A 19544-nucleotide genomic window follows, 5' to 3' on the forward strand; every position below is an offset into this window, starting at 1 on the left:
CCTCTGCTCCAACTGCCGCATCATTTTGAGATCAGCACTGCTTCCACGCGCCGGTTCACTTCGCGCCCTTCAGCGGTCCGGTTGCTGGCTATGGGTGCCAGGTAACCCGCGCCGGCCACGTCGATTCGCCCTGCATCCGCTCCAAGGCCTTCCACCAGCCGCTGTTTCACCGACTCGGCCCGGCGCTGCGAAATCGCCGTGTTCTGCTCCAAGGAGCCAACCGTGTCGGTATGCCCCACCAGCACAATCCGGTCGCGCGGATTGGCTTTCAGGAAACCGGCAAGCTCCTGCAGACTAGCATAGGCACCCTCATCCAGCCGCGCCGAGCCACTGCCGAACACCAGGTCGCGCAGCACCACGTGGCCCTGAACTTCCAGCACCTTGGCCAGCTCCAGCGGCAGCGCTTTTACCAGCGCCTGCTCCGAGGGTTTCACCACCATCGGCCCGGCCTCCGGCGGCCGCACATGGATCATCTGCAGATACGCCGCGCCGCCGCCCCGCGACACCAGCAGCGACACCGCCTGCCCGCCTTTGGCTGCCGACAGGAAGTGGTAGCTGGAGATGTCCACCATCATATCCGGCGACGGCACCACCTCGATCCCGAAACGGAAGCCGAAGCCGCCGCAGTCGCGCGCCGCGCAGTCCAGCAGCACCTCATAGCCGTCGGCCAGCAATTGTTCCCGCAAAGGCGCCAGGATCTGCAGTACCGCAGCCTCCCCCTCGACCCGCCAGGTCCGGCGCGAGATCTGCCCCTCAAAACGCTGCGAGGGAACCTTGTCTTCGGCCTCCGACCCGGTCGGCAGCTGGTAAACCCCAAGCGCGGTGGCGCGTTCGGACACCGCGACGGCTCCGGCTGGCAGAGTAATCCCGGCAGCGGCAAGCCAGCCCGGCAGCAAAGCCGCGGCGGCAATGGCGAAAAAACGGCTTAGCGGCACTGGCTGTGATATTCCGGATTGGGCGCCATGGCAGTCGCGCTGGCCACCCGGTTGGACATGTTGAAAAAGCCGGCGACATTGGCAATGTCCCAGATATCGCGGTCAGTGAACCCTGCATCGCGCAGGGCCTGCCGGTCGGCTTCCCCGATCTCCGCGCTCGCCGTGGTCATCTTTGCCGCAAAATCCAGCATCGCCCTTTGCCGCGCCTCCAGCGGCGCGACACGGTAGTTCATCACCAGCATCTCACCGAGCTGCGGATCACCTGACAGCTGCCGCACCGCGGCGCCATGGGCGACCAGGCAATAAAAGCAGCGGTTAATGGCAGAAACCACCACCGCGATCATCTCCCGCTCCAGCTTGCTGAGGCCGCTGTCCGCCAGCATCAGATCATTGTACATCGCCGTGAATGCATTCAGCTTATCGATGTCAAAAGCGTTTGCTTTCAGCACATTGGGCACAAAACCCAGCTTTTCGGTGCAGATGTCGAAATAGCGCTGCGTCTCCGGCGGCAGCGGATCCGCCATCGGCAGGTCGAGCGCTGTGGGCAAAGTCTGGTCACTCATCGTCTTCAATCGCCTGTCTGTAAAATCCGGTAGTGATACTCTCCAACGCAGTCCATTCCGAGGGAAGCATAAAGCCCGTTGGCGCCTTCGTTACGTTTCGTGCACAGCACCGCCAGCTCACTGGCACCGTTCTCCACCGCCCAGAAGGCGGCCTGCCGCATCATCCATGCGCCCATGCCGCAGCGGCGCTGATGCGGCAGGATTTCCAGTGCATGCATCATCGCAACGCCATCATGGATGGCAACAAAGCCCGCACCGGCGGGTTTGTCCTTGTGGCGGCCCAGGAGGCCGGTCTTTGCCCCCTGCACCCGGCCCATCACCGCAAGCCGCTCCGGCCCGATGCCGCCCTGGACCCAGATCTCCCGCTGAATGGCCAGAGGCTCCCAGATGCAAAAGGCGGTGACACGGGGCACCGGGATATTCGTCAGCCGCTTGGCCGGGCAGGTCCAGAGGTTGACCGGATCTTTCACCGCATAGCCGCGCGCTTCCAGCTGCGCATCCAGTGCCGTCTCGCCGTCGCGGATCATGAACAGGCAGTCCTGGCCCATCGCCTGCATCGCCTCTTCTGCAGCAGCAATCTCTGCGTCCGAGGCCACGCCATTCACCGTGGCCGCAGATACCCGGCTGCCGCCGCCCTGCCCTTCACGCAAAGTCACGGGCCCTAGCTCCCGGGCAGCAGCAGAAGGCCATGTCGCTTCGGTCACGGCATAGTAACGGGGATCGGTGGTCACTGCTCCAGCTCCTTTGCCAGTTCGGTCATCGCGGCATCAACACGGGCGCCGTCGGTGCCGCGGATCACGATATTGGCGCCAAAGGCACCGTCTTTCTGAAACGGGTAACAGCCCACCGACAGGTCGGCATAGGCCTCGGCCAGGCTGCGCAGCGGCCCGGCAATCTCGCCCTCGCCGCGGAACACCCGCAAGGTCTGCGACAGCATCGGCTGGCCGCCGGTCAGGGTCGGCATCACGCTGGCCACCATTGCCTGGAAGATCATCGGAACCCCGGCCATCACATGCACATTGCCGATGGTGAAGCCCGGCGCCGCCGAGACCGGATTGTCGATCAGCGCCGCCCCGTCCGGGATGCGTGCCATCCGCAGCCGCGCTTCGTTCAATTCAATGCCCTGGGTGTCGTAATGCGCCTGCAGGATCGCCCGCGCATCATCCCGCACGCCCAGATGCGCCGCAAAGGCCTTGGCGATGCAATCGGCGGTGATATCGTCGTGGGTCGGCCCGATGCCGCCGCTGGTGAACACATGGTCATAGGCGCCGGACAATGCCTGCACTGCCGTCACAATCGCCGCTTCGTCATCGCTGACGATGCGCACTTCCTTCAGGTCGATACCGTGCTTGGCCAGTTCCCCGGCCAGGTAGTGCATGTTCGCATCACGGGTGCGCCCCGACAGGATCTCATCGCCGATGACCAGCATCGCGGCAGTTGGGTTGGACTGGGTGGACATGCGGCATCTCCATAGGCTGTGCGTGAAGATACCCCGCCGGCGCAGCGGCACAAGGGCCAAAGCGACTAGGAAAGCCCGGCAACCGCAGCGTCGAACAAAGCGGTATCCTCCATCGCGCGCGCAAGAATCATCGCGCCCTCCAGCGCGGCCATCATATGCGCCGCCGCCTGATCTGCCGCCGCATCCTGCAACCCCTTGCGCCGGTAGACCTGCCCCAGCCAGTCCAGATTGCGGGCAAAAAACGCCCGCGTCGCTCCGGCTACGGGCGGCGGCAGATCGGCAATTTCGGCGCCGAACACACCGCACAAGCACATCAGCCCGTCCTGTTTCAGCGCAGCACCGTAAGCCGCAACGTAGCGCGCCAGAAGCTCTGCCGGAGGTGACGCTTGCGGGTCTCCCAACGCTTTGAAAAAATTATCTGAATACCGTTCTGCCAAGGCCTCCCCCAAGGCCTCCTTGGTAGGAAAATGGTAATGGACAGACGCCGATTTGATGCCGATTTCCGCTGCAATCTCGCGAAAACTGAAAGCGTTGTAGCCACCGGTGCGGGCCGCCCGTTCCGCGATATCCAGAATGCGTTCCGCGGTGTCCGGTTTTGCCATTCTCATCTCTCCGCCCATCTACCTACCTACAGATAGGTCTTGACGGAGCGCCGCACAATCCACATCTATCTACCTATCGATAGATAGGAGAATCGCAATGACCACAGACACCGCACTGATCATCGGGGGATCGTCTGGCATGGGGCTGGAAACCGCCCGCCAGCTGGTGAAGGCGGGACAACATGTCACCCTGCTTGGCTCGTCCGCCGCCAAGCTTGAGACCGCAAGAGCAGAGCTCGGCGCCCTTGCCGGGGTGCGCCGGATCGACCTCACGGACACTGCAGCCGTTGAAACCCTGGCCGCTGAACTGAAGGACGGCAGCAGCCGCATCAGCAAGCTGGTCAACGCCGCCGGCGTCTTTGCCCCCAAACCGTTCCTGGAGCATGGGCCTGAGGATTACGACCGCTACATGAGCCTGAACCGCGCCACCTTCTTCCTGACGCAGGCAGTGGCTGCCAATATGGCCCGCAACGGCGGCGGCGCCATCGTCAACATCGGCTCCATGTGGGCAAAACAGGCGATCAAGGCGACGCCGAGCTCTGCCTATTCCATGGCCAAGGCAGGCCTGCACGCCCTCACCCAGCACCTGGCGATGGAACTGGCGGACCATAGCATCCGGGTGAATGCGGTTGCGCCTGCTGTGGTGGTCACCCCGATCTATGGCGCCTTCATTGACCCGGAGCAGATCGAGGACGCCCTGACCAGCGGCTTTGATGCCTTCCATCCCGTGGGCCGCGTCGGCCGCCCGGCGGATGTTGCCGCCACCGTGCTGCATCTGCTGTCTGATCAGGCCGCCTGGGTCACCGGCGCCATCTGGGACGTGGACGGCGGCGTCATGGCCGGGCGCAACTAAGGCTTTGCCCCGCGCCGGGGCTGGGATAGTCATCTGCCCATGAATTTTGCCCAGCCCCTGATCCCCGCCACCCTGATCCGCCGCTACAAACGTTTCCTCGCCGATTGCCGGCTGCAGGACGGGCAGGAGATCACCGCTCATTGCGCCAACCCCGGCAGCATGATGGGGCTGGCCGAGCCCGGCATGAAAGTCTGGCTGGAGCCCAACGACGACCCCAAGAAAAAGCTGAAATACGGCTGGCGGCTGGTGGAGCATGAGGACGGCCATTTCACCGGCGTCGACACCTCCGTTCCGAACCGCGCCCTGCGGGCCGCATTGGAAGCAGGCGAAATCCCCGAGCTCGCCGCCTATAAGACCGTGCGCCCGGAAGTGAAATACGGCGAGAAAAGCCGCATCGACTTCCTGCTGCAGCAGGACGGCCTGCCCGACTGCTATGTCGAGGTGAAAAGCGTGACCCTGTCGCGCGAACCCGGCCTGGCCGAGTTTCCGGACAGCGTTACCGCCCGCGGCACCAAGCATCTGGGCGAGCTTGCAAACATGGTGGCGCAGGGCCACCGGGCAATGATGCTCTATCTGGTGCAGCGCACTGACTGTACCCGGTTCCAGCTGGCCGCCGACATCGACCCGGCCTATGCCGATGCTTTTGCCAGCGCCCGCGCCGCCGGGGTGGAGCGGCTGGTCTATACGACCAGCATCTCGCCTGAAGGCGTGACCCTGCACGGCGCCATTCTGTGCGATCAGGCCTTACGCGGCAGCAATGAACCGGGCACGGGCTGACAAAACCCCCTGCAGGAGCAGTCTCCAGCTTGGGATCAGGACCTTAACTGAACAGGAAATCATCCCCGGAGATGCTTAGGTCAAGGTCAACGTCAATCTCATTGACCGGCACCACATTGCCGTGATCACCAGGGAGCGAAAATCCAATGCCAACAGGCAGCGGGTCAGGATCTTCTCCGTTCATATTGTGGCTGCCGTAAGCAAAAAACTCCGTGGTCTCCATACCGCCCTTTAAAACAATGCCTTCAAGATCCGCATCTGGCTCCAGGTTCGGGTCAAAGGCAATCAGGTCTTCCAGAAGATCCTCGATATACTCATCAGGATCATCACCCAATTCACCCGGAACATTCACTTTGACGGTGTAAAAGCCGTCGCCGCTGGTATCGCCTTCAGACTGATTGAAAACAAAAGTAATATTGGAGATGTCCTGCCCCCATTCCGGAAAGTCATCACCATCAGGGTCTTCATCAGGGCAAAACTCTCCGGTTCCGGCAAGTTTCAGGCTGTCTTCGCGGTACTCCCCGACGCTGGTTGCACGGATACCGATTTCCGCATCTGCCAATTCTTCCAGAGAGGAAATGCCCAGCTCAGCCAAGGAATAGGTCAGTGTGCCTTCGGTGGTGTCATCGTCGTTGCCGCCGGCAGTTCCGATCTTCTCTGCGACATCGAACCCGTCCAGCGCGTCGCCATCACTGTCCCGGCCTTTCATGTTGTTGCCCCGACCGAGCTTAGAAATCCCGCCCCCGTCATTGCCGATATCGACATAGAACCCATTGAGGTCCGCAATACCGCTGACGAGTTTGTATTCAAATTCGACGTCGCCCGATCCATTCAAAACTGCGGTAATCTCCACCGTCACGTCGCCGGAGCTCAATATCCACTTTACTGAATCAGCCATATGCACCACCCCAAAAACTGACAAATAACCAGGCGCGGCAGCGCCCGGGCAGAGTTTGGCCAAGCAAAACTGCTCTTCAAATATTTTTTCTGTAATTACCCCTTTTGCACCATGCGGCCGTTTCAGGAATTGCCAATAAGTAATACCTTGGTGGCAATCGCTACGCGCCATCAACCTTTAGATGTCTTTCGATTCGCAGCGCTTCCGAACACTTTTCATCCCGGCTTGGATTTGAGGATACGTGCCCGTCTCAGAAGATGCCCCCTTACTCTGGCCCTTTCGGCCAAGACCCCTTAAATAGCTACGGGACAACACGCGATGGAGCTTCGCCTGATGAGATCGAAAGACGGCCGCACAACCAAGGACGGCATCCGCATTCATGAAGCCGGCGATTACGCCGGCATGCACAAGGCGGGTGCGCTTGCCGCGCGCATTCTGGACGACATTGCCGCGCATGTGTTTCCGGGCCAGAGCACCGGCGAAATCGACCGTATCATCACGCAGATGGTCGAGGACTCGGGCGCCAAGTCTGCGACCATCGGCTACAAGGGCTATCAGCACGCCAGCTGCATTTCGGTGAACCATGTGGTCTGCCACGGCATCCCCGGCGACAAGAAGCTGAAGGACGGCGATATCCTCAACATCGACGTCACCGTGATTGTCGACGGCTGGTTCGGCGATACCAGCCGTATGTTCGTGGCGGGCAAGCTGCCGCGCAAGGCGGAGCGCCTCATTCAGGTCACCCACGATTCGCTGATGAAGGGGATCGAGGCGGTGAAGCCCGGCAACACTTTCGGCGACATCGGCCACGCGATCCAGTCTTATGCCGAGAGCCAGCGGATGAGCGTTGTGCGGGATTTCTGCGGCCATGGGCTGGGCACCGTGTTCCACGCGCCGCCCAACGTGCTGCACTACGGCCGTCCCGGCACCGGCCCGGTGCTGGAAGAGGGCATGTTCTTTACCATTGAGCCGATGATCAACCTGGGCCGCCCGGAGACCAAGATCCTGGCTGACGAATGGACCGCCGTCACCCGCGACAAGTCGCTGTCGGCGCAGTTCGAGCATTCGATCGGGGTAACCGCAGACGGGGCCGAGATTTTCACCCTGTCGCCGGCGGGCAAGTTCCATCCGACCTACGGATAAGCAGGCAGGACGGAAGCGGGGGCCGGCCCCCGCACCCCCGGGATATTTCTGACCAGAAAGAAGCAGCAGAGAGCCTGGGCTTCTAGCTGTCCCGCTCCTCTGCCTCCTGCAGCCGCCACAGGGCCAGCAGCATGGTGCCATCCGCCCATGGGGTCACCGCATCCTGAATGAACAGCGGCGCCCGCACCGGTTTCGGCTTGGGCCGGGTCCGGGCTTCAGTGTCCTGTGCGGGCTGCAGGAACGGGGTGCGCAATGTCTGCTCCATGCCTGGAACAGTAGCACAGCCGCCTCAGATCGACAAAAGCGCGGGCACCTCTGCCATATCGCTGAACACTTCCGCCCCCAGCGCCGCCAGCCTTTGCCCCTGCCCTTGCGGCGCGAAGCCCAGGCAGCGCATGCCGGCCCGCACCGCCGCAGTCACGCCGCTGCCGCTGTCTTCGATGACCAAACAGTCACGCGCCTGCACGCCGAAATGGCTAGCGGCGGCCAGAAACAGACCCGGCTCGGGCTTCGCCACGCCCAAGGAATGGGCCGAGAACATTGCCTGAGGGTGGAACCGCTCCCACAACCCGTTCTGGCCCAGGGTGATGCGCATCTTGTCCTCGCTGCCGTTGGAAGCAACGCAGACCGGGATCCCCTTGGCATCGAGCCGGGCCAGAAGCGCAGGAATGCCCGGTGTCAGCGGCACGCCTTGCTTCAGCCGGGCATAGGTTTCGGCATAGACCTCGGCGATCCAATCCTCCGGCAGATCCGCCCCCAGGCTGCGGGCCTTCTCCATCACACCTGCCATGGTGCCGCCGACGAAACGGGTCATCGACTGTTCCAGGGTCAGTTCCAGCCCGTGGCGTGCCAGATTATCGATCAGCGCCTGGTTTGAAGCAGGCTCGCTGTCCACCAGCACACCGTCGCAATCAAAGATCACCAGTTTCGGGGTGGGGAATGTCTTGGGCATGCAAACTCACCTCATCGCACTATTGGCTTTGCCCGCGCGATGCGCAGGCTCAAATCCTGTTACGTAGTAGAGTAGCCTGCCTGCCGCGGCAAACCAGCGCTGAGCAATCCCCTGCCCGGCCTGTTTCAGCCTGAAACATCCCGCCACATCAGGGAGATATGGGTATCACCATACTTGCGGCTGTCCTGCAGCTCAAACCCTTCGGGCGCGGCCATCGGCGCGCTTTCTTCCCAGACCAGCAAAGCGTCCTCTGCCACCCAGCCGCCCTTGACGGCCGCCGCGAGCGCCTTTTCGCCAAGCCCCTTGCCATAGGGGGGATCAAGGAAAATCAGGTCAAACGGCGCATCCGGGTTCTGCCCCAGTTTCAGCGCGTCGCGGCGTGCAAGAGTGCAGCGGTCCTCTGCCCGGCAAATCCCGATATTTTTCCTGATCAGCCCGCCGGAAACACGGCCGTCGTCGACAAACAGCACCTCTGCCGCACCGCGCGACAGAGCCTCCAGCCCCAAAGCACCGGTGCCTGCAAACAGGTCCAGCACCCTGGCTCCGGGGATGGCGCCGGTGTGCATCAGAACATTGAACAGGCTTTCACGCACCCGGTCGGTGGTGGGACGCAGATGGGCGCTTGCATCCCCCTTGCCCACCGCGGCCAGAGCCCGGCCGCGGAAATCTCCTGCGATGATCCTCACGCTTTCAGAAGCGGCTTCAGATCGGCGGCAGAGTCGGCAACCACGCCCTTGTCGGCGGTCTTGCCCATATCGATCAGCCGCTTGGCCACCATATAGGCGCGCGGGTCGTTCATCGCGTCGACCGCCACCAGCTGATCGCCAGCATAATACCAGAACGACACCTGCTGCCCCTCGCCCTGGCGGGTGACCACATTGTCATAACCGGTGTTCAGGCCCGCGATCTGCAGCTTGACGTCATACTGATCGGACCAGAACCAGGGCTGCGCCACATAATCCTTGTCCGCGCCCAGCATGTTCTGAGCAACAACTTCAGCCTGATCAATGGCATTCGGCACGCTTTCCAGACGGATCCGGCTGCCCTTGAACGGGAAGGAGGCGCAGTCGCCCGCCGACCAGACCGACGCGTCCGAAGTGCGCCCCTTGGCGTCCACCTTGATGCCGTTGTCCAGCTCCAGACCCGCCATTTCGGCCAGCTGCGAAGACGGGGTGATGCCAACGCCAACCACGACGAAGTCCACGTCGAGCGTTTCGCCGCCGCTCAGCACCGCCCGGGTGACCTTGCCGTCTTCGCCTTCCAGCCGCTCCAGCCCGACACCTTCGCGGATGCTGACACCGTGCGAGGAGTGCAGGCTGCGGAAGTAGTCCGAGGTCTCGGGTGCCGCAACACGCTGCAAAATGCGATCCGCCATCTCAACCAGAGTGACCTGCACGCCGCGCTTGGCACAGACCGCTGCGGCCTCCAGCCCGATGTAGCCGCCGCCGACGATCAGCGCGCGCTTGCCTTCGGTGACATTCGGCGCCATTGCGTCGACGTCGGTCAGGCCGCGCACCACATAGACACCCTCCAGATCGCCCCCGATCGCGGCCGGCAGGCGGCGCGGGTCGGACCCGGTGGTCAGCGCCAGCTGGTCATAGGAGATCACCTCTTCGCCCAGCGAAACGGTCTTGGCCGCCGGATCAATTGCAGTGACCCGCTGGCCCAGCTTCACGGTGATGCTGTTGTCCTCATAGAAGCTCGCAGGCCGCAGGAACAGACGCTCCAGCTCCATCTCGCCCAGCAGATAGGCTTTGGACAGCGGCGGCCGCTGATAGGGCAGCGCCTCCTCTGCGCCGATCAGGGTAATCTCCCCGTCAAACCCGTCCTTGCGCAGTTTTGCCACCAGCGAGGACCCCGCCTGGCCTGCTCCAATCACAACGATGTGGGACATCTACGCTTGCCTCCCGCAATAGTTCCAGTCACGCTTCGAACGGACCCTATATAATCAGGGCCCCAAAACGCAATCATGAGAAAGAGGAACGTGCGATGATTTCTGTTGGAGACCAACTGCCGGACGCGACACTGACACTGATTGGAGACAACGGCCCCGAACAGGTGCAGCTGTCGGACAAGCTGAAAGGGCGGAAGGTGGTGATTTTTGCAGTTCCCGGCGCTTTCACCAAAACCTGCCACTCGGCTCATGTGCCCAGTTTCATCCGCACCAAGGACCAGTTTGCTGCCAAAGGCGTCGATGAGATCATCTGCCTGGCCGGCAACGACCCTTTCGTGATGTCGATCTGGGGGGACAACACCGGCGCGACCGAGGCCGGCATCACCATGCTGTCGGACGCTGATTGCGGCTTTACCGATGCCATCGGCATGCGTTTTGACGCTCCCGAGGTGGGCCTGATCGCCCGGTCGCTGCGCTATGCAATGCTGGTCGACGACGGGGCCGTGAAAGTCCTTCAGAAAGAGGAAAACCCCGGCCAGTGCGAACTGTCCGCCGGCGAAGGCCTGCTTGAAGCGATGGGCTGAGATGCACCTGCCCGCGGCTGCCTTTTTCAGGCGGCCGCGGCTGCAACCCCTTAATAATTTGTAAAAAATAACGTCAGCAGTCTTGTCCGAATGTTTCGCGCGCGAAACATTGCGGCAGGAAACTTGACCTATTTCGGACCTCCATACACGCTGCCTGGCTGCATACCAGCCTGATCAGGCCAAGGTTGCCGCCATGCCCTTCAGTATACTCAGGCTTTCCAACGGAAACCTCTCGCTTGAATTTGAAACATCGGATTTGCCATGTGTCAGAGAAGTTGTCGAAGCCAACTACGGGAAACCGAAGATCACCGTTTTTGCTATTTGCTCCACTGTTGATTTTGCCGGGTGTCAGTTCACCTATCAGATCGAGTGGGACGACCCTTGCCTGATCTCGAATTCGGACAAGGGAAATCAGGTTTTTGACACAGCTTTTCAACTTGCTGCAGGCTAGGTGCAACTAGGTGCCACACTAGAAGCAGAGAGTTTGCTCAGCCTTGCGGTTCGCCGAACAGCCCGTCCATCTTGCGCGCCAGCTTGGCGTCCTGGGCGCTGATGCCATCCACGTCATGGGTGGTCAGCACCACCGTCACCCGGTTGTAGACATTGCTCCACTCCGGGTGGTGGTTCCATTTCTCAGCCCAGATTGCAGCCCGGGTCATCCAACCGAACGCATCGGCGAAATTGGAGAATTTGAAGGTCTTGGTGATCGCATCGCGGCCTTCGACCATTTCCCAGCCGGTGGCAAACAGCGGCTCCAGCAAGGGGCCGCGAGTCGCGTCGGACAGTTTTTCCGTCATTCTTGCTCCTCCACATGCGCTTTGCGGAATGGACCGTAATCAGTGAGGATTTCGATCTCTTCCTCCACCGCCGCCCGTTCTGCCTCAAGGTAGCGGCCGACAGCCTTGGCGAACCCCGGATCTCCGATCCAGTGCAAACTATGGGTCTGGCTTGGCAGATAGCCGCGCGCCAGCTTGTGCTCACCCTGCGCGCCGGCTTCGATCCGGTCAAGCTTCATGGCAATGGCCAATTCGATGGCCTGATAATAGCACAGCTCGAAATGCAGGCAGGGATGGTGTTCGGCGCAGCCCCAGTAGCGGCCGTAAAGCGTTTCGCGGCCAAGGAAATTCAGTGCGCCGGCCACATAACGGCCATTGCGCCAGGCGAGAATCAGCGCCATGTCGCCGGCCATGGTTTCATGGGCAATTTGAAAGAACTCGCGGGTGAGATAGGGCGAGCCCCATTTGCGCGCGCCAGTGTCCTGGTAGAACTCCCAGAACGCGTCCCAGTGCTCCAGCCGCAGGCTGCTGCCCTGATAGACCTTGATCTCACCGCCGAAGCACTGCGCCTGCATCCGCTCTTTGCGGATGTTCTTGCGTTTGCGCGAGGACAGCGCCCGCATGAAGCCTTCAAAATCTTCATAGCCCTGGTTCAGCCAGTGAAACTGCTGGGTGGCGCGGGCCATCAGCCCCATTTCCTCCCCCATCCGCGCCTCATCCCGGGTGCAGAAGGTCACATGCAGCGAAGAAAGGCTGTTGTCTGCCGCCAGCTGAACCGCGCCCTGCACCAGCGCCGAATGGCCAATACCGTCATAGCCGGGTTTCACCAGAAACCGCCGGCCGGTCACCGGCGTGAAGGGCACCGCCATCTGCAGCTTGGGGTAATAATGCCCCCCTGCCCGCTCAAAGGCATGGGCCCAGTTGTGATCAAAGATATACTCGCCCTGGCTGTGGCCCTTGGCATAAAGCGGCGCGCAGGCGATCAGGCTGTCGTCCAGGTAGGCGGTCAGATACTGCGGCTGCCAGCCGGTGCCGGGACCGACTGAGCCGCTCTCTTCCAGCGCACTCAGGAACCGATGGGTCGTAAAGGGATCGTTCGGGCGGCCGCCATCCGATGCTTCGGGACAGGCACAGGCATCCCAGTCCGCAGCCGCGATCTGCGACAGCGATCCCAGCACCCGGATTTCGATTTGCGCCTGATCCATGCCATTCCTCCGCACCGCTTCAAAGATGTGGGGTTTGTACCTGAAGGATCAAGGCGCAAACGCGGCAAGGTATTGTTCAAAAGTCACATTATCAGCAAAGATGCGGGCGGCGGCCTCCTGTTCTGCCGAGGTGACCGTCCAGCACAAAACCGTCACGCCGTCCTCGCGCATCTGCTGCACCAGCGGGCGGCTGAGATCATAAGCCTCGTGGCTGATGAAACTGCAATCCGCGCGGTCATAATCCGGAATCGCGCGCAGGTGGTCACAGACAGCTTCCGGCAGTTCCGGCCATTCCGCCGGATCATAGGCGCTGGTCACGATGCCGCGCGGGATATCCGGCGCCAGACGCGCCAGCTCGGCAACGGAATTGGGGTTGAAGGACATCAGCGCCACCGGGCCGCGGTAGCCCTTCAAGGCCTCCGCCGTGGCACGCTCCAGCCGGCCGTCGGTGACACCCATTTCGCCATGCTGGTCCTTCAGCTCGATCAGCAGCGGCACCTGGCCTGCCACCATCTCCAGAACTTCCGGAAGCTCTGGGATGCCCGCGCCGCCGCCGCCTTTCAAGGGGGTGGCGTGCAGCTCAGCACTGCTCAGAGCCTTGACCGGACCGGAGGCTTCGGCCAGCCGGTCCAGGCAGTCGTCGTGAAAGACCATCGCGCAGCCGTCGCTGGAAAGCTGCAAGTCGATTTCAATCCCGTACCCCGCCGCCAGAGCCGCACGGACGGCCGCACGGCTGTTCTCAGGGCGCCCGTCATTCACATCATGCAGCGCACGATGCGCCAGCGGCACGCTCAGGAAGGCGGCAGGCAGGGCAGGTCTCATTTGATTTGGAAGACCCCGTCGATCTCCACCGCGACGCCCAGCGGCAGCGAAGGCGAGCTGACGGCGGAACGCGCGTGGCGGCCGATGTCGCCCAGGGCTTCGACCAGGAAGTCGGAGGCGCCGTTCACCACATGCGGCTGCTGGGTGAAATCAGCGGTAGAGTTGACGAACGCGCCCAGTTTGACCACGCGGACCAGACGGTCCAGGTCGCCGCCGCAAGCGGCTTTCAGCTGCGCCAGCAGTGCGATGGCGCAGCGCTTGGCCGCAGCCTGGCCCGCATCAACGTCCATGTCTTCGCCCAGGGTGCCGGTGATCAGGCCGTTTTCATCCGCCGAGATCTGGCCCGAGATGTAGACCATGTCGCCTGCGACGACGTAGGGGACATAGTTCGCTGCCGGTGCCGGCGCGTCGGGCAGGGTCACGCCCAGTTCGTTCAGTTTTGCTTCGATGCTCATGGCCGAATTCCTCCGAGTCTTTGCTGGCCGGGACGCTACCCGCACCAGCAGAAATCGGAAAGAGCAAATGCGCCCCGCCCGCAGCCCTTTCCGGCCTGCGGGCAGATCATGTCAGCTTTCGCGGAAAGCTTTCACAAAGTAATCGGCCAAGGGCTTGACCAGATAGGCCAGCGGCGAGCGGTCGGCAGTGCGGATGTAGCTTTCCACCGGCATGCCGGGGATCAGCACAGTCCCCGCAGGCAGGCGGCCGCGCTCCCCCGGGTTCAGCTCGATCTCGGCCCGGTAATAGGACAGCCCGCTGCCCTGATCCTCAAACGCATCCGCCGAGACCTGGGTGACATGGCCGAACAGCTCCGGTGTTGAGCGCTGGTCCAGCGCCGAGAACCGCAGGGTGACCTCCTGGCCGGTGTAGAGCTGGTCGATATCCGTGGGCGCCACCTGCGCCGCAATCACCAGCGGCCGGTCTTGCGGCACCAGATAGAGCACCGGATCAGCCGGGCGGATCACCGAGCGCGGGGTCTGCACCTGCAGCCCGTAGACAATGCCCGACACCGGAGCAGTGATGTCCAGCCGTTCCAGCCGCCCCTGCAGCGAGCGGCGGGTCTCGGCCAGTTCCAGCTCCTGATAGCGCAGGTCGCGCAGGCGGCTGATCGCCTCCTCGCGCTGGCCGCTGCCCAGCTTCAGAATCTCGATGTCGATCTCGGTGATGCGGCCCTCGGCCTGCGCCTCGGAGGCCACCAGTTCACCCAGCTGCCCGTCCAGGCTGGCCTGAGTGCGGCGCAGGTTCAAAACCGTTGCCGCCTGGGCCAGGCCGCGGTCCAAGAGCGACTGCTGGTTGCCCAGTTCCTCCCCGATCAGCTCCAGCTGCACCTTCAGCGACTGCTGCTGCGCCTGGATGCCGCGGATCTGTTCCTGGGTCTGCCCCCGGCGTTTCTCCAGCTGTTCGATCTCGCGGGCAGTGGTGTCCTTTCGGGCTTGGAACAAACGGTCCTGGCCCTGTACCAGATCCATCACTTCCGGCTGGGCCTCCGCCACCCGCAGCAACTCCGGATCAAAGGCAATCGCCGCTGCACCGTCGCGCTCCGCCTCAAGCCGCCCCCGCCGCGCCATCAGTTCGAACAGCTGGCCTTCGGTGATCACCAGCTGCGACGTCAGCTCGTTGGCATCCAGCCGCAGGAGCGTGGCGCCTTCGGCCACGGTGTCTCCCTCATCGACCAGGATCTCGGCCACGATGCCGCCATCCAGGTGCTGCACCACCTGGCGGTTGCGGTCGACCTCAATCTTGCCGGTTGCCACCACGGCACCGGAGATCGTCGACAGCACCGACCAGGAGCCGAAACCGCCCACCAGGATCAGCATTGCCAGCAGGCCGATGATCAGCGGCCGCCGTGCGGGCCAATTGCTTTCGACGCTCATCGCACACCTCCCGTGCCAGTGGCCTGGCGGATATTCTGGTGGTTGGCGACCATTTCCTGCAGGACCTTGTCCTTGGGACCAAAGGCCGTCTGAGTGCCCTTGTCGATCACCAGGAGCATATCGCATTCCTGGATCGCGGCCGGACGGTGCGCCATGATAAGCACCGAACGCCCCTCAGCCTTGATCTGTTTGATCGCTTGGTTGAGGGCAATCGACCCCTCGTTGTCGAGGTTCGAGTTCGGCTCATCCAGAATGACGATCACCGGGTCATCATAAAGTGCGCGCGCCAGCCCGACCCGCTGCATCTGGCCGCCTGACAGACGCCCCCCGGTGGCATTGACCCGTGTGTCATACCCCTCGGGCAGTTTCAGGATCATCTCATGGGCGGCGGCCTTGCGGGCCGCTTCGACAACCTTCTCGGCATCCGGCTGCTGCTGCAGGCGGGCAATGTTCTGAGCAATGGTGCCGTCAAACACCTGAACCCGCTGCGGCAGATAGCCGATATGGCCGCCCAGTACATCCGGCGCATACTGATCCAGCGCTGCGCCATCCAAGCGCACAGAGCCCGCCGCGGGGCGCCACACGCCCGTCAGCGCCCGCGCCAGCGTCGATTTGCCGGAGCCAGACGGCCCGATTACACCGATCGCCTGCCCAGGCTGCACCCGGAAATTAACATTGCGCAGCAGCGGCGTGTTGCTGCCCGGCGGCACGATGGCCAGCCCCTGCACTTCCAGCAGCGCTTTGGGCTTCGGCAGCGCAGTGCGTTCGTCCTCTTCGGGCACCTTGTCCAGCAGTTCGGCCAGGCTGTGCCAGCCCTTCATCGCCCGCTGCACCATGGCCCACTGCCCCAGCCCCAGTTCAATCGGCGCCAAGGCCCGGCCCATCAAAATGGAGCCCGCGATCATCGCGCCCGGCGACACTTCGTTCTGCAGCACCAGGTAGGCGCCCAGCCCCAGCATCGCCGACTGCAGGAACAGCCGCAGTGTCTTGGTCAGCGTGGTGAAGCCGCCGCCGGTATCATTGGCCGTGACGCTGTCGGTCAGCGCCGCATCGCGGGCCTGCTTCCAGCGCTCAAACGAGGCGCCGCGCATGCCCATCGACTGGATCATCTCCGCTTCATTGCGGATCTCCTCGGACATCAGGTTGGCCTTGTGGCCGGTCATATTGGCCTTCTGCATCGGAGCCCGGGTGAAGACCTGGTTAAAGATGGCAATCACCACCAGCACCGCGCCGCCTGCCAGCGCCAGGAGGCCCAGCCAGGGATGGAACAAGGCAATGCCCGCCAGGAACACCGGCGTCCACGGCAAATCGAAGGCAGCCGTCAGCACCGGCGAGGAGATCAGCCGCTGCACCGATTCCAGATCACTGAGGCCGGTCTGCGCCGTCTGATCCTGCGCCACCGCCGAGCGGCGGATCATCGCATCAAAGACCCGCTTGTCGAGCGCCGCCTGGAACCGCGCCCCGACCCGCGCCATGATGCGGCCGCGGGCATAGTCCAGAAGCCCCATCATGCCGTAGAGAAAGACAACCAGCAGCGACAGCGCCAGAAGCGTCGCCTCCGACCGGCTGCCCAGCACCCGGTCATAGACCTGCATCATGTACAGAGGCCCGGTCAGCATCAGCAGATTCACGAAGAAGCTGAAGATGCCGGTGAACCAGTAAAGGCCCCGGCTCTGCTGCCGAACACGGCGCAGCTCCTCATAGCCGTTTTTATAAATGCTTTTATTCATGGTCAGACTGCAATAGTGGTTCCTTGGCTTCTGGTCAGGACTGATTTTGTAACAGTTCTGGCACAAGCAGGTAAAAAAATGTAATCGCACTGGAAATCCGCGGCAAAACCCTTATTTGCGCTCCGATCCGCCGGCCCCAGTATCAATTGGACACTTACCCGAATGCCTTTCATGTTGCGACCGCTTAAATTTGTATCTGCGCTGATTTTGGCCGCTGCCGCCGCGGGCTGCGCCACCCAGGATCCGGTGGCCCGCGCCTCGGGTGAAGTGTTCGACCCCTATGAGCGGACCAACCGCTCGGTCCATGCCTTCAACCGCGGCGTTGACCGGCTGGCATTCCGCCCTGCCTCCAAGGGCTATGTGGCGATTGTGCCGGCGCCGATGGTCACCAGCTTCTCGCATTTTGCCGAAAACCTGTCGATGCCGGGGCAGATGGTGAACGCGCTGCTGCAGGGCGATCTGAAGCTGGCCGGCAACGCGCTGACCCGCTTCCTGGTCAACTCGACCGTGGGGTTTGCCGGCCTGGCCGACCCGGCCACCGAGCTGCATGTGCCCGAGGTCGACACCGATTTCGGCGAGACCCTGCACGCCTGGGGCGTTGGCGAAGGCGCCTATGTCGAGCTGCCGTTCTTCGGCCCCTCCACCACCCGCGATGCGGTGGGCATCGGCGTCGATTTCTTCACCAACCCGCTGGGCTATGTCGAGCAGAATACTGCCGAGAACATCAGCATCTACGCCGAGATCGTGCGCCGCATGGGCGATCGTGGCAACTATTCCGACACGATCGATTCGATTCTCTACGAGAGCGCCGACAGCTATGCGCAATCGCGCCTGATCTACCTGCAGAACCGCCGGTTCCAGCTGGGTGATGGCGAAGAGATCCAGGAAGTCGACCCGTTCGACCTGAACACTGAAGGATTTTGAATGATGCAACGCCGCAATTTCCTGATTGGCCTGGGCGCCGCACTGGCCGCAGCCCCGCAGGCACTGTGGGCGCTGACAGAGAACAGCGCCAGCCGGCTGATCAATGCCCTGGTTACCGATATCAACTCCGTGATCGCTTCCGGCAAGAACGAGACCGCGATGTTCCGGGAGTTCGAGCGGATCTTCCAGCGCTACGGCGACACGTCAGCAATTGCAGCCTATGCGCTGGGGGTCGACGGGCGGCGCGCCACCAGGGCTCAGAAGAAGGCTTTCTCGAAGGCGTTCCAGGGCTACATTTCGCGCAAATACGGCAAGCGGTTCCGCGAGTTCATCGGCGGCAAGCTGGAAGTGACCGGCGTGCGCAAGGTGAAGAAGTGGTACGAAGTCAGCACCATTGCCCATCTTCGCGGCCAGTCGCCGTTCGAAGTGACCTTCCTTGTATCGGACCGTTCGGGCAAGGAGCTGTTCTTCAACATGTTCATTGAAGGCGTGAACCTGCTCTTGACGGAACGCACCGAGATCGGCGCCATTCTGGACAGCAAGAAGGGCGACATCGACGCGCTGATCGCCGAGCTGAAGCGGCTGAGCTGAACAGCCCATCCCGATGGATTTTCAGGAAGGCTCCGGTTACCGGGGCCTTTTTCTTTGCCTGTTTTTGCTGCGCCCGGTTCAATTCCGGTGCTCTCCCGCCTGCCGCCGCCGCATCAAAGATGCTGCGAGCCCGTTGGGCCTGGCGCCCTGCCCTGGGGGCGGGGCGCGCGCCGCACCGCCAGGTGCGGCGCCGGACCCAACTGGCGGAGGCGCCCCGCCGGGGGCCTCAAGCCAGGCGGGAGCCCCCCGTCTGCAGGACGGATCAGTGACCGAGGATGTCGTTCAGGATATTGTCCACCGCGCGGCCAAGTTCCTGGCCCAGCTTGGGGCCTTGACGGCGGCGGCGCTCGCGCCGGGTTTCCTGCGGCGGCGGGGCTATCGGAGCAGGCTCCAGCATCGGCAGCGGCTTGGGCGTAAGACCTTCATGCACGCGCACCATGGTTTCCTTCCAGATCTCAGCCGGGAGGCCGCCGCCGGTCACCCCTTTCAGCGGCGTGTTGTCGTCATAGCCCATCCAGACGCCTGCCACGTAATCCGCGGTAAAGCCGATGAACCAGGCGTCCTTGGCCGCCGAAGTGGTGCCCGACTTGCCCGCGGCCTGCCAGCCGGGGATCTGCGCCCGCTGGCCGGTGCCCGCGGCAATCACCTTCTCCATCATCCAGACCAGCTGCTGCGCCGCCTCGGGCCGGATCACCCGTTCGCCGATGCCGCCGCTGGCGCCCATCAGTGCTTCGTTGTCTTCGACCAGTTTCAGCTCGGTCACCCCGTAAGGCGTCACCGACGAGCCGCCGTTCAGGATGCCCGCATAGGCGCCGCTCATCTCCAGCAGCGTGCTTTCCGAGGCCCCTAGGGCCAAAGCCGGCCCTGCCGCAAGATCGCTGTCGATGCCGAAGTCCTTGGCCACGATGCTCACCTTGTCGCGGCCCACCGCCTCGGACACTTTCACCGCCGGCACGTTCAGCGAG

The 19544-nt window shown here is 62.8% G+C and carries 23 protein-coding genes; 6 read left to right on the forward strand and 17 right to left on the reverse strand.

The window, feature by feature from the left end:
• Positions 1-20: 20 nt before the first annotated feature.
• The 5 genes from RA20_RS21200 to RA20_RS21220 form a co-directional block, all read right to left on the reverse strand.
• Positions 21-935: an OmpA family protein gene (locus RA20_RS21200; RefSeq protein WP_241482310.1), complete on the reverse strand. Its 915-nt coding sequence runs from the start codon at positions 933-935 to the stop codon at positions 21-23.
• Positions 926-1498 (reverse strand): peroxidase-related enzyme, encoded by a 573-nt coding sequence (locus tag RA20_RS21205; protein ID WP_039133460.1) that lies wholly within the window; start codon positions 1496-1498, stop codon positions 926-928. The genes RA20_RS21200 and RA20_RS21205 overlap by 10 nt, the downstream gene beginning before the upstream one ends.
• 5 nt (positions 1499-1503) lie before the next feature.
• The gene (locus RA20_RS21210; RefSeq protein ID WP_039133463.1) at positions 1504-2229 is read right to left on the reverse strand and encodes a GNAT family N-acetyltransferase; all 726 of its coding nucleotides are present in this window, start codon (positions 2227-2229) and stop codon (positions 1504-1506) included.
• Positions 2226-2957 (reverse strand): competence/damage-inducible protein A, encoded by a 732-nt coding sequence (locus tag RA20_RS21215; RefSeq protein WP_039133466.1) that lies wholly within the window; start codon positions 2955-2957, stop codon positions 2226-2228. Before RA20_RS21215 ends, RA20_RS21210 begins: the two co-directional genes overlap by 4 nt.
• A 65-nt stretch (positions 2958-3022) precedes the next feature.
• Positions 3023-3559, reverse strand: coding sequence for a TetR/AcrR family transcriptional regulator (locus RA20_RS21220; RefSeq protein WP_039133469.1), 537 nt, complete (start codon positions 3557-3559; stop codon positions 3023-3025).
• Positions 3560-3656: 97 nt separating this feature from the next.
• On the opposite strand from RA20_RS21220, the gene RA20_RS21225 reads away from it, so the two are divergent.
• Together RA20_RS21225 and sfsA are read left to right on the forward strand one after the other, a co-directional pair.
• On the forward strand, positions 3657-4412 hold the full coding sequence (locus RA20_RS21225; RefSeq protein ID WP_039133472.1) for an SDR family NAD(P)-dependent oxidoreductase: 756 nt from the start codon (positions 3657-3659) through the stop codon (positions 4410-4412).
• A gap of 39 nt (positions 4413-4451) precedes the next feature.
• Positions 4452-5189 carry a DNA/RNA nuclease SfsA gene (gene sfsA, locus RA20_RS21230; RefSeq protein ID WP_039133474.1) on the forward strand — a complete coding sequence of 246 codons (738 nt, stop codon included), beginning with the start codon at positions 4452-4454 and terminating at the stop codon, positions 5187-5189.
• A gap of 43 nt (positions 5190-5232) precedes the next feature.
• Here the strand turns inward: sfsA and RA20_RS21235 are convergent, their stop codons facing one another.
• A complete protein-coding gene (locus tag RA20_RS21235) occupies positions 5233-6258 on the reverse strand; it encodes a hypothetical protein (protein ID WP_152618580.1) in 1026 nt (341 codons plus the stop codon).
• A gap of 162 nt (positions 6259-6420) precedes the next feature.
• Here RA20_RS21235 and map point away from each other — a divergent pair, with 162 nt between their 5' ends.
• Positions 6421-7230 carry a type I methionyl aminopeptidase gene (map, locus tag RA20_RS21240; protein WP_039133479.1) on the forward strand — a complete coding sequence of 270 codons (810 nt, stop codon included), beginning with the start codon at positions 6421-6423 and terminating at the stop codon, positions 7228-7230.
• Positions 7231-7312: 82 nt separating this feature from the next.
• Here map and RA20_RS21245 read toward each other — a convergent pair whose 3' ends face one another.
• The 4 genes from RA20_RS21245 to RA20_RS21260 form a co-directional block, all read right to left on the reverse strand.
• Positions 7313-7495 (reverse strand): hypothetical protein, encoded by a 183-nt coding sequence (locus tag RA20_RS21245; protein ID WP_039133481.1) that lies wholly within the window; start codon positions 7493-7495, stop codon positions 7313-7315.
• A 24-nt stretch (positions 7496-7519) separates the two neighbouring features.
• Positions 7520-8182 carry an HAD family hydrolase gene (locus tag RA20_RS21250; protein ID WP_039133485.1) on the reverse strand — a complete coding sequence of 221 codons (663 nt, stop codon included), beginning with the start codon at positions 8180-8182 and terminating at the stop codon, positions 7520-7522.
• A 125-nt stretch (positions 8183-8307) separates the two neighbouring features.
• Positions 8308-8868 (reverse strand): 16S rRNA (guanine(966)-N(2))-methyltransferase RsmD, encoded by a 561-nt coding sequence (gene rsmD, locus RA20_RS21255; RefSeq protein WP_039133487.1) that lies wholly within the window; start codon positions 8866-8868, stop codon positions 8308-8310.
• A complete protein-coding gene (locus RA20_RS21260) occupies positions 8865-10076 on the reverse strand; it encodes an NAD(P)/FAD-dependent oxidoreductase (protein WP_039133490.1) in 1212 nt (403 codons plus the stop codon). The genes rsmD and RA20_RS21260 overlap by 4 nt, the downstream gene beginning before the upstream one ends.
• 95 nt (positions 10077-10171) lie before the next feature.
• Between RA20_RS21260 and RA20_RS21265 the strand changes: the two genes are divergently transcribed.
• The gene (locus RA20_RS21265; RefSeq protein WP_039133493.1) at positions 10172-10660 is read left to right on the forward strand and encodes a peroxiredoxin; all 489 of its coding nucleotides are present in this window, start codon (positions 10172-10174) and stop codon (positions 10658-10660) included.
• Between the two features lie 488 nt (positions 10661-11148).
• Here RA20_RS21265 and RA20_RS21275 read toward each other — a convergent pair whose 3' ends face one another.
• The 6 genes from RA20_RS21275 to RA20_RS21300 all read right to left on the reverse strand — a co-directional run bounded on the left by RA20_RS21275 (position 11149) and on the right by RA20_RS21300 (position 17064).
• Positions 11149-11457, reverse strand: coding sequence for a 4a-hydroxytetrahydrobiopterin dehydratase (locus tag RA20_RS21275; RefSeq protein WP_039133498.1), 309 nt, complete (start codon positions 11455-11457; stop codon positions 11149-11151).
• Entirely contained in the window at positions 11454-12641 is a 1188-nt protein-coding gene (locus tag RA20_RS21280) for a GNAT family N-acetyltransferase (RefSeq protein ID WP_039133501.1), read from the reverse strand. Before RA20_RS21280 ends, RA20_RS21275 begins: the two co-directional genes overlap by 4 nt.
• Before the next feature lie 48 nt (positions 12642-12689).
• Positions 12690-13463, reverse strand: coding sequence for a glycerophosphodiester phosphodiesterase family protein (locus tag RA20_RS21285; RefSeq protein ID WP_039133504.1), 774 nt, complete (start codon positions 13461-13463; stop codon positions 12690-12692).
• Positions 13460-13918: a RidA family protein gene (locus RA20_RS21290; protein ID WP_039133507.1), complete on the reverse strand. Its 459-nt coding sequence runs from the start codon at positions 13916-13918 to the stop codon at positions 13460-13462. The genes RA20_RS21285 and RA20_RS21290 overlap by 4 nt, the downstream gene beginning before the upstream one ends.
• 111 nt (positions 13919-14029) lie before the next feature.
• Positions 14030-15334: an HlyD family type I secretion periplasmic adaptor subunit gene (locus tag RA20_RS21295; RefSeq protein ID WP_039133510.1), complete on the reverse strand. Its 1305-nt coding sequence runs from the start codon at positions 15332-15334 to the stop codon at positions 14030-14032.
• The gene (locus tag RA20_RS21300) at positions 15331-17064 is read right to left on the reverse strand and encodes a type I secretion system permease/ATPase (protein ID WP_039133512.1); all 1734 of its coding nucleotides are present in this window, start codon (positions 17062-17064) and stop codon (positions 15331-15333) included. The genes RA20_RS21295 and RA20_RS21300 overlap by 4 nt, the downstream gene beginning before the upstream one ends.
• A 171-nt stretch (positions 17065-17235) precedes the next feature.
• On the opposite strand from RA20_RS21300, the gene RA20_RS21305 reads away from it, so the two are divergent.
• Positions 17236-17988, forward strand: coding sequence for an MlaA family lipoprotein (locus tag RA20_RS21305; RefSeq protein ID WP_446720162.1), 753 nt, complete (start codon positions 17236-17238; stop codon positions 17986-17988).
• A gap of 3 nt (positions 17989-17991) precedes the next feature.
• The gene (locus RA20_RS21310) at positions 17992-18579 is read left to right on the forward strand and encodes an MlaC/ttg2D family ABC transporter substrate-binding protein (protein WP_082018091.1); all 588 of its coding nucleotides are present in this window, start codon (positions 17992-17994) and stop codon (positions 18577-18579) included.
• Between the two features lie 262 nt (positions 18580-18841).
• On the opposite strand, the gene RA20_RS21315 is transcribed toward RA20_RS21310, so the two are convergent.
• Positions 18842-19544 (reverse strand): penicillin-binding transpeptidase domain-containing protein (locus RA20_RS21315; protein WP_039133522.1); only part of this gene is annotated, 703 nt, incomplete at its 5' end.

It is taken from the genome of Leisingera sp. ANG-Vp, assembly GCF_000813725.1.
Taxonomy (GTDB): Bacteria; Pseudomonadota; Alphaproteobacteria; order Rhodobacterales; family Rhodobacteraceae; genus Leisingera.